General features: G+C 70.4%; 2 protein-coding genes. One reads left to right on the top strand and one right to left on the bottom strand.

What is annotated here, in order from left to right; all coding sequences use genetic code 11:
• The first annotated feature begins 39 nt into the window (after window positions 1–39).
• On the top strand, window positions 40–12,786 hold the full coding sequence (locus tag D7Y11_RS35645) for a non-ribosomal peptide synthase/polyketide synthase (RefSeq protein WP_233607495.1): 12,747 nt from the start codon (window positions 40–42) through the stop codon (window positions 12,784–12,786).
• 9 nt (window positions 12,787–12,795) lie between these two features.
• On the opposite strand, the gene D7Y11_RS35640 is transcribed toward D7Y11_RS35645, so the two are convergent.
• Window positions 12,796–16,136 (bottom strand): type I polyketide synthase (locus D7Y11_RS35640; protein WP_233607494.1); only part of this gene is annotated, 3,341 nt, incomplete at its 5' end.

Below are 16,136 nucleotides of genomic sequence, written 5' to 3'. Positions count from 1 at the left end.
CCGAAGTCCCCGGCGAGGCCCCGTCGTCGAGCACCGCCCGTGGTGCCCGTCCCGCGTGACGCCTTGCTGCCGCTCTCCTTCGGGCAGCAGCGGATGTGGTTCATCGAGCAGCTCACGCCCGGGGGCATCTCCTACAACGTCCCGTACTTCGCGCGGCTCACCGGAGCGTTGGACGTCCCCGCGCTGGAGCGAGCACTGGCCGTGCTGGTGGAGCGGCACGAAGCGCTGCGCACCACCTTCGCCATCGTGGACGGTCAGCCGGTGCAGCGGATCGCGCCATCGCTGTCCCTGCCGCTGCACGTGGAGTCGCTGGAGGCGATACCCGCGTCCGAACGGGAGCAGGTCCTGCGACAAGCCGCGGAGACGGAGGCGCGCGTGCCCTTCGACCTGGGCGCGGGACCGCTGGTGCGTGTGCGGCTCTTGCGGCTGGGAGAAGCGGAGCACGTGCTGCTCCTGATGCTGCATCACATCTGCTGCGACGGCTGGTCGCTCACGGTGATGGAGCGGGAGCTTCAAGCGCTCTACGTGGCCTATCGCGCCGGCACGACGCCCGTGCTGCCCGCGCTGCCGGTGCAGTACGCGGACCATGCGGTGTGGCAGCGGCAGTGGATCCAGGGCGAGCACCTCCAGCAGCAACTGGACTGGTGGCGAGGTGAGTTGTCGGGAGCGCCCGCCGCGTTGGAGCTGCCCACGGACCGGCCCCGCCCCGCCGCGCAGTCCACGCGGGGCGCGGTGTACCGCCATGCGCTCCCTCCGGCATTGGGCAAGGCGCTGGAAGCGCTGTGCCGCAAGCAGGGCGTCACGTTGTTCATGGCGCTATTGGGTGGGATGAATCTGCTGCTCTCGCGGCTGAGCGGCCAGGACGACATCGTCATCGGCTCCCCCATCTCCGGACGCACGCGCCAGGAGGTGGAACCGCTCATCGGCTTCTTCATCAACACCCTGCCCCTGCGCGTGCGGGGTGAAGGTGCGCTCGGCTTCGGAGAACTGCTGCACCGCGTGCGCAAGACGTGCCTGGACGCGTACGCGCATCAGGAAGTGCCCTTCGAGCAGTTGGTGGACGCGCTCCAACCCGAGCGCGACCTGAGCCGCCCGCCCCTGTTCCAGGTGTTCTTCACGCTCCAGCACTCGGCCGTGCCCGCGCTGGAGCTGGAGGGGCTGCGCACCTCCGAGCTGGACTTCGAACCGGGCGTGTCGCGAATGGACCTCACCGTCTTCCTGCGCGAAACGCCGGAAGGGCTGGTGGGGCTCTGGGAGTACAGCACCGACCTCTTCGACGCCGCGACGGTGGCGCGCTTCGCGGAGCACTACACGCGCCTGCTGGAGGCCGCGGTCGCGGAGCCGGAGCGTCCCGTGGCCACGATTCCGCTGCTCACCTCGATGGAGCGGCAGCGCCTGCTCGACCAGGGGACGGGAGCCGCCGTCCCCTACCCTCGCGATGCGTCCCTGCCCTCGCTCTTCGCGGAGCAGGCCGCGCGGACGCCCGGCGCCGTGGCCGTGGAAGCGGGAGGCCACCGGCTCACGTATGCGGAAGTGGAAGCACGGGCCAATCAGCTCGCGCACCACCTGCGTGGGCAGGGCGTGCGGCTGGGAACACCGGTGGGCCTGTGCGCGGGCCGGTCGCTGGAGATGGTCGTGGCGACGCTCGCCATCCTCAAGGCGGGAGGCGCCTACGTACCGCTGGATCCAGGCTATCCCCCCGAGCGCCTGGACTTCATGGCGCGCGACGCCCGCATCACCGTGCTCCTGTTGGAGCAGGGACGCGAGTCCTCGCTGAAGGGTTTGGCCTCACGGGTCGTGGTGCTCGACCCGTCCTGGCGGACCTTCGAGGCTCAACCGAAGGCAGCGCCCGAGGTGCACGTCCCCGCCGATGCGCTCGCGTACGTCATGTACACGTCCGGGAGCACCGGGCAGCCCAAGGGCGTGGGCGTTCCCCACCGGGCCGTGACGCGGCTGGTGAAGGGCGTGTCCTACGTCCGGTTCCGCGCCGAAGACGTCGTCCTCCAACTGGCCACCACGTCGTTCGACGCCGCGACGCTGGAGCTGTGGGGAGCGATGCTCAGCGGCGCGAAGCTGTTCCTCTATCCACCGGTGACGCCGTCGCTGGAGGAACTGGAAGCCACGCTGGAACGCGAACGCATCAGCGTGCTGTTCCTCACCACGGCGTTCTTCGAGCAGATGGCACTGAACCGGCCCGCGGCGCTCGCTCGCGTGGGGCAGGTGCTCGCGGGCGGCGACGTGCTGTCCCCGCTGGCCGCGCGCAAGCTGTTGGACGCGGGCCGAGCGGTCATCAACGGCTACGGCCCCACGGAGAACACCACGTTCTCCGCCACGTATCAGGTGAAGCGGGACATGGACGCGCGGATGCCCGTGCCCATTGGCCGTCCGCTGGAGAACTCCCAGGCGCTGGTGCTGGACGCGCGCCTGGAGCCGGTGCCGCCCGGCGTCGTGGGTGACCTGTACGTGGGAGGCGACGGTTTGGCGTGGGGCTACCTGGACCGGCCGGAGCTCACCGCGGACCGCTTCGTGCCCCATCCGTGCAGCGACGTCCCCGGTGCCCGGCTGTACCGCACGGGTGACCGTGCACGGTGGCTGCCTTCCGGCGAGCTGGCCTTCATGGGGCGCGCGGACACGCAGGTGAAGCTGCGCGGCTTCCGCATCGAACTGGGAGAGATTGAAACCGCCCTGCGTCACCTGCCCGGCGTGGAGGACGCCGTGGCGGAGGTGCGCGAGTACGCGCCCGGCGACAAGCGCCTGGTGGCCTATGTGACCGGCGCGAGCGTGGACGTGAGCACGCTGCGTTCAAGCCTGTCCGCCCAGCTGCCGTCGCCGCTGGTCCCGTCCGCCTTCGTGAAGCTGGACCGGCTGCCGCTGACGCCCGTGGGAAAGGTGGACCGAAGGGCGCTCGCCACGCCCGTGGGCGACACGCTCGCGGAGGACGGCTACGTGGCGCCGGTCACCCCGACGGAGACGGCGGTGGCGGAGGTCTGGGCCGCGCTCCTGGGCCGCACGCGAGTGGGCACGCAGGACTCCTTCTTCGAACTGGGTGGGCACTCGCTGCTCGCGACCCAGGTCACCTCCCGACTGCGGGAGACGTTCCAGGTGGACCTGTCCGTGCGAGCGCTGTTCGAAGCGCCCACGGTCACCAGTCTCGCGGCGCGCATCGATGCACTGCGAATGGAGAGCAGCCGGATCCAGTCCCTCCCGCTGGTTCCCGGTCCCCAGGACGGCTGGTTGCCGCAGTCGTTCGCGCAGCAGCGGCTGTGGTTCATCTCCCAGCTCGACACGCTGGGGTACTCGTACAACGTGCCCATGGTCACCCGGCTGCGGGGCGCGCTGGACGCGAACGCACTGGAACGGAGCCTCGCGGAGATCATCCGGCGGCACGCGGTCCTGCGCACCACGTTCGACGAGGCGGATGGTCAGCCGGTGCAGCGCGTCGGGCCGGCATGGAACTTCACGTTGGTGAGGACGGACGTGGAGGCCGCGAAGCTCCCGGGGCAGCTGGCCACGGAGGCCCGGCGCCCGTTCGATCTGCGGCGAGGCCCGCTGATACGGGGGCTGCTCCTGCGCGTCGCGGATGACGATCATGTGTTGATGCTCGTCATCCACCACATCGTCTTCGACGGGTGGTCCATCGACGTGCTCCAGCGCGAATTGAACGCGCTCTACCCCGCGCACGGCCATGGCACGCTGCCGCCCCTGTCCCTCCAGTACGTGGACTACGCGCGGTGGCAGCGTGAGTCGTTCCAGGGGGAGGAACTGGAGGACCAGCTCGCATGGTGGAGGGAGGCGCTGGCGGGAGCACCGCCCGTGCTGGATCTGCCCACCGACAAGCCACGTCCGCCCGTGCAGACCTTCCAGGGCGCGAACTTCGAGGTGCTGCTGCCCCAGCCCCTCCACGGCTCGCTCCAGTTGCTGGGACAGCGCGAGGGCGCCACGCTGTTCATGACGCTGCTGGCGGGATTCCAGGCCCTGCTTGCGCGCTACAGCGGTCAGGACGACGTGGTGGTCGGCTCGCCCATCTCCGGCCGCAATCGCCGGGAGGTGGAAGGACTCATCGGCTTCTTCGTCAACACGCTCGCCCTGCGCGCGGATGTCTCTGGCTCGCATTCCTTCCGGCAGCTGCTGCGCGGTGTGCGCGAGAGCTGCCTGGGTGCCTTCGCGCACCAGGACCTGCCGTTCGAACAGCTCGTGGACGCGCTCAAGCCGCCGCGAGACCTGAGCCGGACGCCCCTGGTGCAGACGATGTTCGTCCTGCAGCGGGCCGCGACGCCGTTGTCCCTGCCCGGCCTCGCGGTGGAGGACTTCCCGTTCCAGTCGGGTGTCTCCCGCTTCGACCTCATGCTGTTCATGCGGCAGACGCCGCAAGGGCTCGTCGCCTACTGGGAGTACAACACCGCCCTCTTCGAGGAGGCGACCCTCGCCCGGATGGCCGGGCATTACGTGCGGTTGCTCGAAGGCGTCACCGCGAACCCCGAACTGCCTTTGGCGGACCTGTCGCTCCTGTCGCGGGAGGAACGCGAGCAACTCCTGGTCGCATGGAACAGCCGCGAGGAACGGATTCCCGAGCCGGGCCTCATGCACCGCTGGGTGGAGGCACAGGTCGCTCGGACACCGGAAGCGGTCGCGGTGACGAACGGCGCGGAGTCGCTGACCTACGCGCAACTGGATGCTCGCGCCAATCAGCTCGCGCACCACCTCATCGCCCTGGGCGTCACGCCGGGAAGCTCCGTCGGGCTGTGCCTGGAGCGCTCCAGCCTCGACATGCCTGTCGCCGTCCTCGCCACTCTCAAGGCCGGCGCGGCCTACGTCCCGCTGGATCCGAACTATCCGACCGAACGCCTGGCCCTGATGGTGGAGGACACGCGCGCTCCGGTCGTCCTCGCACATGAGGGCTTCGTGCGGGCCCTTCCTCCAGACACCTCCGCGCGCATCGTGATGATGGAGACCGTCTCACTGGCCTCCCGTCCCACGTCGTCTCCGAACGTGAGGCTGTCACCTGAAGCAGTCTGCTACGTCGTCTTCACCTCGGGCAGCACCGGCCGCCCCAAGGGCATCGCCATGTCCCACCGGGGCATCGGCAACATGCTCGCGTGGCAGACCCGCCGCGCTGTCCGCGCGGAAGCCACCACGCTCCAGTTCGCTTCGCTCAACTTCGATGTCTCCTTCCAGGAGATCTTCGGCACGTGGTGCATCGGAGGCCGCCTGCTTCTCAGCTCCGCCGAACTGCGCCGTGATCCACCGGCACTGCTGCGCTTCCTCACCCAGCACCGCGTGGAGCGCCTCTTCCTCCCCTTCGTCGCGCTCCAGTCGCTGAGCGAAGCATCTCGCACCGCGACGGAGCTGCCCCCGCTCAACGAGGTCATCACCGCGGGCGAACAACTCCAGGTGACGCCCGCTCTCGTCTCCCTCTTCGAGCGGCTGCCCGGCTGCGTCCTCGAAAACCAGTACGGTCCTTCGGAGACCCATGCGGTCTCCGCGTGGCGTGCGTCGGGCGCTCCAAGCACGTGGCCCGCCCTGCCTCCGGTCGGAACACCGCTGCCTTCGGTCCAGGCCTACGTGTTGGATCCGCGCCGCGAGCCCTGCCCAGTCGGGGTCCCGGGCGAGCTGTACGTGGGCGGTGAAGGACTCGCGCACGGCTACCACGGCCGACCAGACCTCACCGCGGAGCGCTTCATCCCCTCTCCGTTTGGACCCACGCCGGGCGCACGTCTCTACCGCACGGGAGACAAGGCGCGCTGGCTCGCGGATGGACAACTGGAGTTCCTGGGCCGTCTGGACGGTCAGGTGAAGCTGCGTGGCTTCCGCGTCGAACTGGGCGAAGTGGAAGCAGCCCTGCGCGTCCTGCCCGACGTACGCGACGTGGTCGCCGTGGTGCGCGAGGACACACCGGGCCACAAGCGGCTGGTGGCCTACGTGGTCCAACCGGAAGCATCCTTCTCACCGGAGGCGCTGAGGCAGTCGCTGGCGCGACGGCTGCCGGAGCACATGGTGCCCTCGGCCCTGGTGCGAATGGACGCGCTGCCGCTGGGCCCGAGCGGCAAGGTGAACCGCAACGGTCTGCCCGCGCCCAAGGAAGAAGCCGCGGACGACTCCGGGTTCCTGGCCCCGATGACGGCGGTGGAGAAGGTGATCGCGGACATCTGGGCGTCCCTGCTCGTGGTGCCGCGCGTGGGCCTGCAGGATCACTTCTTCGAGCTGGGTGGGCACTCGCTGCTCGCAACACAGGTGGTCTCCCGGTTGCGGGAGGCCTTCCAGGTGGACGTGTCCCTCCGGGTCCTCTTCGAGGCGCCCACCGTCGCGCAGCTCGCCGCGCGGCTGGAGGAGCATCTTCACGGCGCGAACCGGAAGGCCGTCCCGCCGCTGGTCCCCCAGCTGCGCGGCGAGCTCGTTCCGCAGTCGTTCTCCCAGCAGCGGCTGTGGTTCGTCTCGCAGCTGGACACCAGCGCGCACGCCTACAACCTGCCCCTGGTCACCCGGCTGCGGGGACGGCTGGACACACACTCGCTGGAGGACGTGCTCAACGTCCTCATCCGACGTCACGAGGTCCTGCGCACCACGTTCGACGAAGTGGACGGCCAGCCGGTGCAACGCATCGGGCCCGCGTGGAAGCTCACCGTGAAGCAGGTGGACGTGGAGCCGCGCATTCCGCTCCAGCGCCAGGTGGAGGCCGAAGCACATGTACCGTTCGACCTGCGGCGAGGCCCCCTGATCCGAGCCACGCTGCTCCGGATCGCGGACGAGGATCAGGTCCTCATCCTCAACTTCCATCACAGCGTCTTCGACGGCTGGTCCATCGCCTTGCTCCAGCGGGAGCTGGATGCGCTCTACCTCGCCCGGCTCCAGGGCACGGAGGCCCAGCTCCCGCCCATTTCCATCCAGTACGCGGACTACGCGCTGTGGCAGCGCGCGTGGTTGCAGGGCGACGTGCTGGAAGAGCAGTTGGCGTGGTGGCGCGAGCAGCTCGCGGGGGCACCGCCCGTGCTGGACCTGCCCACCGACAAGCCACGTCCGCCCGTGCAGACCTTCCAGGGCGCGTACATCGAAGTCCCCCTGCCACCCGCGCTGACCAGCGCCCTCTTCGCCATGGGCCAGCGCGAGGGCACCACGCTGTTCATGACGCTGCTGGCGGGATTCCAGGCCCTGCTCGCGCGCTACAGCGGCCAGGACGACGTGGTGGTCGGCTCGCCCATCTCCGGCCGCAACCGCCGTGAGGTGGAAGGGCTCCTCGGCCTCTTCGTCAACACGCTCGCCCTGCGCGCGGATGTCGCAGGGACGCGCTCCTTCCGCCACCTGTTGCGCGGCGTGCGCGAGAGCTGCCTGGGCGCCTTCGCGCATCAGGACCTGCCGTTCGAACAAATCGTGGAGGCGCTCAAGCCGCCACGCGACCTGAGCCGCGCGCCGCTGATCCAGGCCCTCTTCGTCCTGCAACAGGCGGCCGTCCCCTTCTCGTTGCCCGGGCTCCAAGCGGAGGACGTCCCCTTCCAGACGGGCGTCTCCCGCTTCGACCTCATGCTCTTCGTGCGCGAGTCGGAGCAGGGGCTGACGGCCTTCTGGGAGTACAACACCGCCCTCTTCGAGGAGGCGACCCTCACCCGGATGGCCGGGCACTACGTGCGAATGCTCCAAGGAGCGGTCCGCCATCCCGAGCAGCCCCTGTCAGCCATGCCGCTCCTCTCCGAAGAGGAACGGCAGCAGGTCGTCGTGACGTGGAACGCCGCGAAGGACCTCTCTTTCGAGCCGGGCCTCATGCACCGCTGGGTGGAGGCGCAGGTCGCTCGGACACCGGAAGCGGTCGCGGTGACGAACGGCGCCGAGTCGCTGACCTACAGGCAACTGGATGCACGAGCCAATCAGCTCGCGCACCACCTCATCGCCCTGGGCGTCACGCCGGGAAGCTCCGTCGGGCTGTGCCTGGAGCGCTCCAGCCTCGACATGCCCGTCGCCGTCCTCGCCACCCTCAAGGCCGGTGCAGCCTACGTCCCGCTGGATCCGAACTATCCGGCCGAGCGACTGGCCCTGATGGTGGAGGACACACGCGCTCCGGTCGTCCTCGCGCATGAAGGCTTCGTGCGGGCGCTGCCACCAAGCACCTCCGCGCGCATCGTGACGATGGAGACCGTCTCACTGGCCTCCCGCTCCACCGCGTCTCCGAACGTGAGGCTGTCTCCAGAAGCGGTCTGCTACGTCGTCTTCACCTCGGGCAGCACCGGCAGGCCCAAGGGCATCGCCATGTCCCACCGGGGCATCGGCAACATGCTCGCCTGGCAGACCCGCCGCGCCGTCCGCGCGGAAGCCACCACGCTCCAGTTCGCCTCACTCAACTTCGACGTCTCCTTCCAGGAGATCTTCGGCACGTGGTGCATCGGTGGCCGCCTGCTGCTCAGCTCCGCCGAACTGCGCCGCGATCCACCCGCGCTGCTGCGCTTCCTCACCCAGCACCGCGTGGAGCGTCTCTTCCTCCCCTTCGTCGCGCTCCAGTCGCTGTCTGAAGCAGCGCGCACCGCGACGAAACTGCCCCCACTCAACGAGGTCATCACCGCGGGCGAACAACTCCAGGTGACGCCCGCTCTCGTCGCCCTCTTCGAACGGCTGCCCGGGTGTGTCCTCGAAAACCAGTACGGTCCTTCGGAGACGCACGCCGCCAGCGCATGGCGGGCTTCAGGGACTCCGAGCACCTGGCCCGCGCTCCCTTCAGTGGGAACACCGCTGACCAACGTCCAGACCTACGTCCTGGATGCCCGCGGAAATCCGAGCCCCGTCGGCGTCCCAGGAGAGGTGTTCATCGGAGGCGAAGGGCTCGCGCACGGCTACCACGGCCGGCCGGACCTCACCGCGGAGCGCTTCGTGCCCTCCCCCTTCAGCGCCACGCCGGGCGCCCGCCTCTACCGCACGGGAGACAAGGCGCGCTGGCTCGCGGATGGACAACTGGAGTTCCTGGGCCGTCTGGACGGTCAGGTGAAGCTGCGTGGCTTCCGCGTCGAGTTGGGCGAAGTGGAGTCCGCCCTGCGATCCCTACCCGACGTGCAGGACGTGGTCGTCGTGCTGCGTGAGGACACCCCGGGCTTCAAGCGGCTGGGGGCCTACGTGGTGCAACCGGAGACGGCCTTCTCCGCGGAGGCGCTGAGACAAGCACTGGCGCGACGGCTGCCGGAGTACATGGTGCCTTCGGCGCTGGTGCGCATGGACGCGCTGCCCCTGACGCCCAGTGGCAAGGTGAACCGCAACGGACTCCCCGTTCCGACGGAAGAGGCCATCCCCGGGACCGTCTACGTGGCCCCGGTCTCCGCGGTGGAGAAGCTCATCGCGGACATCTGGGCACCGCTGCTGGGTGTGCCGCGCGTGGGCACGCAGGACCACTTCTTCGAGCTGGGCGGCCACTCGCTGCTCGCGACCCAGGTGGCCTCCCGTCTGCGTGAGTCCCTTCAAATGGAGCTGCCCGTACGCGTGCTCTTCGAAGCCCCGACGCTCGCGGAGCTGGCCGCGCGAATCGAAGCCCTGCGCCAGGAAGCCCATCCCCTCCAGGCACCGCCCCTGGTGCGCACGGAGGCCGGAAACTCCGCGCCCCAGTCCTTCCCGCAGCAGCGGCTGTGGTTCATCGACGCGCTCGCACCGGGCGGGTTCGCCTTCAACGTCCCGCTGTTCATCCGGTGCAAGGGACCGCTCGACGTGGCCGCGCTGGAGCGGTCACTCGCGGCGCTCATCGACCGTCACGAGTCCCTGCGCACGGTGTTCGCGGAGGAGAACGGCCAGCCCGTTCAGCGCGTCCTGACCTCGGTTCCCTTCGCGCTCGCCTTCGAGCGGCTGGAGGACGTGCCGCCCCAGCAGCGCGACACCGTCCTGCGCCAGCGAGCCGAGGAGCGGATGCGCCACGTCTTCGACCTGCGCACGGGTCCCCTGCTGACGGCGACGCTGCTGCGGCTGGATGCGGAAGACCACGCGCTCTTCCTGCTCATGCATCACATCATCACGGACGGCTGGTCCACGGACGTGATGGGGCGCGAGCTGGGCGTCCTCTACGACGCCTTCACCCGGAACCAGACGCCGCGCCTGCCGCCACTGCCCATCCGATACACGGACTACGCCCGCTGGCAGCGCGCGACGTTGCAGGGCGAAGGGCTCGACGCGCAGCTCGCGTGGTGGAAGCGGCAGTTGAACGGGGCGCCCCACGCGCTTGAGCTGCCCACCGACCGACCGCGTCCGCCCGTGCAGGCCCAGGCGGGCGCGGCCCACATGGTGCGGATCCCCGCCGCGGTGGATGCCGCCGTGCGCGAACTGTGTCACCAGCAGGGCGTCACGTCCTTCATGGCGCTGCTCGCGGGCTTCCACGCCCTGCTGTCGCGCTACAGCGGGCAGGACGACGTGGTGGTCGGCTCGCCCATCTCCGGCCGCAACCACCGCGAGGTGGAGGGGCTCATCGGCTTCTTCGTCAACGCCCTGCCCCTGCGCGTGAAGGTCTCCGGCGCCGAGTCCTTCCAGGTCCTCCTCGCCCGTGTTCGCGAGACGTGCCTGGGCGCGTACGCGCACCAGGAGGTGCCCTTCGAACAACTGGTGGACGCGCTCCAGACGCCGCGAGACCTGAGCCGCACGCCCGTGTTCCAGGCCGTGTTCGCCCTCTTCAAGGACTTCCCCGGCTTCCCCCTGCGAGGGCTGGAGACAGCGCCGGTGCCCTTTGATCCAGGGCTCGCGAAGCACGACCTCACGCTGTTCATGCGCGAGTCCGCCACCGGGTTGCTGACGCACTGGGAATACAACACCGCGCTCTTCGATGCGGCGACGGTGGAGCGTATGGCCGGGCACTACCTGCGCCTGCTGGAGCAGGTGACGCGAAACCCGGAGCGTCCGCTCGCGTCGCTGTCGCTGCTGACAGAGGCGGAGCGCCAGCAGGTCCTCGTCGAGTGGAACGACACCGCGCTCGATGTCCCCGCGGACCTCCGTGTGCCCTCGCGCATCGCGGAGCAGGCGCGGCTGAGGCCGGAGGCGCTCGCGCTGGCGGGCGACGGGCAGCAACTGACGTTCGGGGAGTTGGAGACCCGGTCGAACCAGCTCGCGAACCTGCTGCGCTCACAGGGTGTGAAGCCGGAGACCGTGGTCGCCCTGTGCGTGGACCGCACGCCCGGCTACGTGTGGGGCGCGCTCGGCATCCTCAAGTCGGGCGGGGCCTATCTGGCCATGGACCTGACGTGGCCGGAAGCCTGGTGGCGGCACGTGCTCACGGACAGTGGCGCGCGCATCGTCGTCACCCAGCAGGCCTTCGCCTCCCGCTTCGAGAGATGCGGCGTGCGCGTGCTCTGCCTGGACACGGAGCCCACGCTGGAGACCCATCCAGTCACCGCGCCCGCAGTGACACTGCACGCGGAGGCGATGGCCTACGTCATCTACACGTCGGGCAGCACCGGCCGGCCCAAGGGCGTCGCGGTGACGCACGGCACGCTGGCGAACCTCGTCGCGGGGCTCGGCACGGCGGCGGGGATTGAACCGGGAGACCGTGCCACGCTCCTGACGGGGCTCGCGTTCGACGCGACTGTCTTCGAGACCTGGCCGTCGCTCTCGCATGGCGCCAGCCTCCATCTCCCCTCGGACGAGGTGCGTGCGGAGCCCGCGCGGCTGGTGCGGTGGCTCGCGACGGAGGGCATCACGCTCACCACGCTGCCCACGCCCATGGCGGAGGCCGCGCTGGAGCAGCCATGGCCCGCGGACATGCCGCTGCGCCGGGTGCATGTGGCCGGCGACGTGCTGCACCGCCGTCCGGGGCCCTCCGTTCCGGGCCAGTGGCTCAACTGCTACGGCCCCACGGAGAACACCGTCATCGCGACCTCCGGCGCCGTGAAGCCCGAAGCGGCCGAAGGACTGCTGCCTCCCATCGGCAGCCCGGAGCCCAACGTGCGCGTGTACGTGCTGGATGGCGCGGGACAGCCCGTGCCTGTGGGCCTGTGGGGCGAGCTGTTCCTGGGAGGTGCCCAGGTAGCGCGCGGCTATCTGGGTCAGCCCGCGCTCACGGCGGAGCGCTTCGGACCGGATCAATTCTCCCGCGAACCCGGCGCGCGCCTGTACCGCACGGGCGACGTGGTGCGGTGGCTCGCGGACGGGACGCTGGAGTTCCGGGGCCGCGCGGACTCGCAGGTGAAGCTGCGGGGCTTCCGCATCGAACTGGGCGAGGTGGAGGCCGCGCTGCTCTCGCAGCCCTCGGTGAAGGAAGCGGTAGCGCAGGTGCGCGAGGACGTGCCGGGACAACGGCGGTTGGTCGCGTACCTGGTGCTCCGCGAAGGGGCCGCGTTCACGGTGGACGCGCTGCGGGCCTCGCTGCGGCGGTCGCTCGCGGAGCACGCGGTTCCGTCGGCGTTCGTGGTGCTGGAGCGGCTGCCGTTCACCGCGAACGGCAAGCTGGACCGCAAGGCCCTGCCCGCGCCGGACTTGCACCGGCCCGAACTGAGCGAGGACTACCGCGTCCCCGAAGCCGGCCTGGAGCAGACGCTGGCCGCGCTCTGGGCCGAAGTGCTGGGGCTGGAGCGCGTGGGCGCAAGCGACAACTTCTTCGACCTGGGCGGCAACTCACTGCTGCTCCAGTCCGTGCACGCGAAGCTGGAGGCGCTGGTGGGCCGCAAGGTTCCGCTGATCACCCTCTTCCAGTACCCCACGGTGCGCGCGCTCGCAGGACACCTGTCACCACCGAAAGACACGCCACCAGCGACGGCTCCCGCCCCCGCGCAGGACCCGGGTGCGCAGCGGCGGGACAACCTGCGGCGCATGGCCCAGCGGCGCGGCCGTCCGGGCTCCAGCTGAGCGCCTCGTTCACGGAAGGAGCGCCGCGAGCTTCGCGCCCAGCCCTTCAGCGTTCCCGCCCGTGAGCATCGACTGGTGGTCGCCGGGCACGGTCTCCACCCGGAGCACCGCGCCCGAGTCCAGCCATTCAAGTTCCACGTGCTTCGGCATGTGCTCGATGACGGTCGCCGCGCGGAAGAACTGGAGGGTGCCGCCCTCGAAGCGGGGCATGGGGTAGTCGCGCAGGGCCGTCATGTTCGCCTCCCAGACGCGCGCGTAGCGCCGCTGCTGCTCCGGATCCGCGAGGACCTGCTCCTGCGCGAAGCCCACTCCGCCCGTCCGGGCCCGAGCGATGTCCCCGGGGCCCGGTGTGTCGAGCATCGCGCACAGCGGCACCGCGTGGCCTTCCGCCGTCAGCCGGCGGGCCATCTCGTAGACCACCGCGCCGCCGAACGACGCTCCCACCAGCAGGTACGGCCCCACGGGCTGCAACGCGCGCAGGCCCTCCAGGTAGGCCGTCGCCATCTCGTCGACGGACGTGTGCAGCGGTCCGTCCGGATCCAGGCCCCGGGACTCGAAGGCGTAGGCGGTCCGGCTTGCGTCGATGGCGCGCGCCAGGTCGCGGTAGAACACCGCCTGGCCTCCGGCCGCGTGCACGAAGAAGAGCGGCGGACCGCGAGTGCCCTGCTGGAGCAACGCGACCCCGGGTGGCAGGGACCGGCCCTCCTCGCGTCCGCCCAGCTTCCGCGCCAACAGCTCCACCGTGGGCGCGGTCAGCATCTCCTTCAGCGCGAGCCGCTTGCCGAAGCGTTCGGAGATCATCGCGAGCAGCCGGAGCGCGACCAGCGAGTCGCCGCCCAGCGCGAAGAAGTCGTCGTGGATGCCCACGTCATCCAGGCGGAACAGCGTCTGGAAGCACTCGACCAGGGACTGCTCCGTGGCGTCACGGGGCGCCACGCGCTCACCGCGACGGGGAGCCTGCACCTTCGACTTCGAGGGTCCGGTTGCCTTCGCCTTGGCAGCCATGGCGTTGCGTGCGACGGGGATCGGCGCGGCGTCGTCCAGGCTGTAGTGCTCGCGGTCGAAGCTGTAGGTCGGAAGGTCCACGCGACGGCGCCTCTCGCCATCCCGGATGTGTTCCCAGTCCACGTCCACGCCCGCGGCCCACGCTTCGCCCAGGGCCGCCAGGGCGCTCCCAGGCGCGTCGCCCTTCGTCGGCAGGGTGGCCAACACGGGCTGCGTCTTGCGCGCCGGATGTTGCCTCGTGAGCGCGGTGAGCGTCGTGCCCGGGCCCACCTCAATCAGTGCACGGTCCCCGGACTCCAACAGGCAGCCCAGCGCTTCGGAGAAGCGGACCGTATGCCGCAGGTGACGGACCCAATAGTCAGGTGACGTCGCCTCGCGCTCCTGGAGCCACCGTCCGGTGAGGCTGGACACGACGGGCAGCGAGGGCGCGCGGAGCTTCACGCGGGCCACTTCCCGAGCGAAGCCTTCCAGGTACGGCTCCATCATGGAGGAGTGCGCGGCGCGCGCGTAGCGCACCCGCTTGTGCTCGATGCCCCGCGCCGTCAGCGCCTGCTCCGCCGCCTCCAACTCCGGCAGCGGTCCAGAGAGGACACAGGTCTCCTGTCCGTTGATGGCCGCTACCGACACGGCCGGCCCCACGAGCTCCGAGACCTGCTCCACGGACGCGAGCACGGACAGCATCCCACCCGGTGGCATCGCCTCCATCAAGCGTCCGCGAGCGACGACGAGGCCCAGCGCTTCCTCCAGCGTGAACACACCCGCGAGGCACGCGGCCACGTATTCGCCGAGCGAGTGCCCCAGCAACGCGTCCGGCTTCACGCCCCACGACAGCCACAGCTGAGCGAGCGCCCAGTCGCAGACGAACAACGCGGGCTGGGACCACAGCGGCCGGTCCAGATCACGGGCCGCCGCGTCGAAGCGCTCGGGGCCCGCGAAGAGGATGTCGCGGAGGTCCGCGCCCATGGGACCGCGAAGCCACTCCGCGCACGTGTCGATGGCAGCGCGGAACGCCGGCTCGCGAAGGAACGCCTCGCCCATGTTCACCCGCTGCGCACCGCCGCCCGGGAACAGGAAGGCCACGCCGCGAGACTCGCCCTCGTCGAACACGGTGCGGCTCCGAGGAGGCGCATCCTTACCGGCAGAGGACCGCCCCTCCAGCAGTGCCGCCGCGTCCTCGCCCGGACGGACCACGACGAAGCGGCGCCACGGGAAGCGCGCACGCCCCACCTGCAACGTATGAGCGACGTCCGCGAGCCAGGCGCCCGAAGCAGGGGGCGCGGACCGCGCGGGTGATGCGGCGCCGTTGTCCACTCCCGCCTGCCGTTTCACCGCGACCCCTTCCGCATGCGAAGTCGCTTCCGCGCGCGAGGCCGCCGCAACGGGAGCCGCATGCTCACGCAAGCGCTCCGCGAGCGCCGCGGTCATCCGCTCCAGCGCGCCCTCCGTCTTCGCGGACAAGAGCAGCACCTCTTCACCGCGCCGGGGCGCATCCGACTCCGGAAGAGCCGGCGCCTCCTGCAACACCACGTGCGCGTTCGTGCCTCCAATCCCCAGCGCCGTCACCCCCGCGCGCAGCGGCAACGGGCCCTCCCAAGCACGCGTGCTCCCCACCACCTGGAAGGGACTGCCCTCCAGCTCCAACATCGGATGCGGCTTCGTGAAGTGCAGCGTCGGAGGCAGCGTGCGGTGCTCCATCGACAGCACCGTCTTGATCACCCCCGCCACGCCCGCCGCCGCGTCCAGGTGCCCGAAGTTGCTCTTCACCGCGCCCAGGCCACACGCGCCCGGAGGAGCCCCCTGGAACACCTGCTTGAGCGCCGCGACCTCAATCGGATCCCCCAACGCCGTCGCCGTCCCGTGCGCTTCCACATAGGACACGTCCGACGGCGCCACCCCCGCCACCGACAGCGCCTCGCGGATGACCGCCGCCTGCCCCTGCACCGAAGGCGCCGCGAACCCCGTCTTCGCGCCCCCGTCGTTGTTCAGCGCCGTGCCCAGCACGATGGCGCGGATGCTGTCCCGGTCCGCCACCGCGTCCGCCAGCCGCTTGAGCACCAGCATCCCCACGCCATTGCCCACCGCAGTGCCCGCCGCGTTCACGTCGAACGGCCGGCAGCGCCCATCCGGCGCCAGGATGCCGCCCTCCTGGTTGCGATGCGCCCCCAGCTGCGGCGTGCGGATGGACACGCCTCCCGCGAGCGCCAGGTCGCACTCGCCCGCGAGCAGAGACTGACAGGCCAGGTGCAACGCCACCAACGACGTGGAACACGCCGTCTGCACCGTCATCGCCGGCCCCGTCAGGTCCAGCTCGTACGACACCCGCGTGGCGAGGAAGTCCCCGGAGA

It is taken from the genome of Corallococcus sp. AB018, from assembly GCF_003986945.1.
GTDB classification, from domain to species: domain Bacteria; phylum Myxococcota; class Myxococcia; order Myxococcales; family Myxococcaceae; genus Corallococcus; species Corallococcus exiguus.
This window is presented reverse-complemented; position numbering and strand designations above follow the sequence as displayed.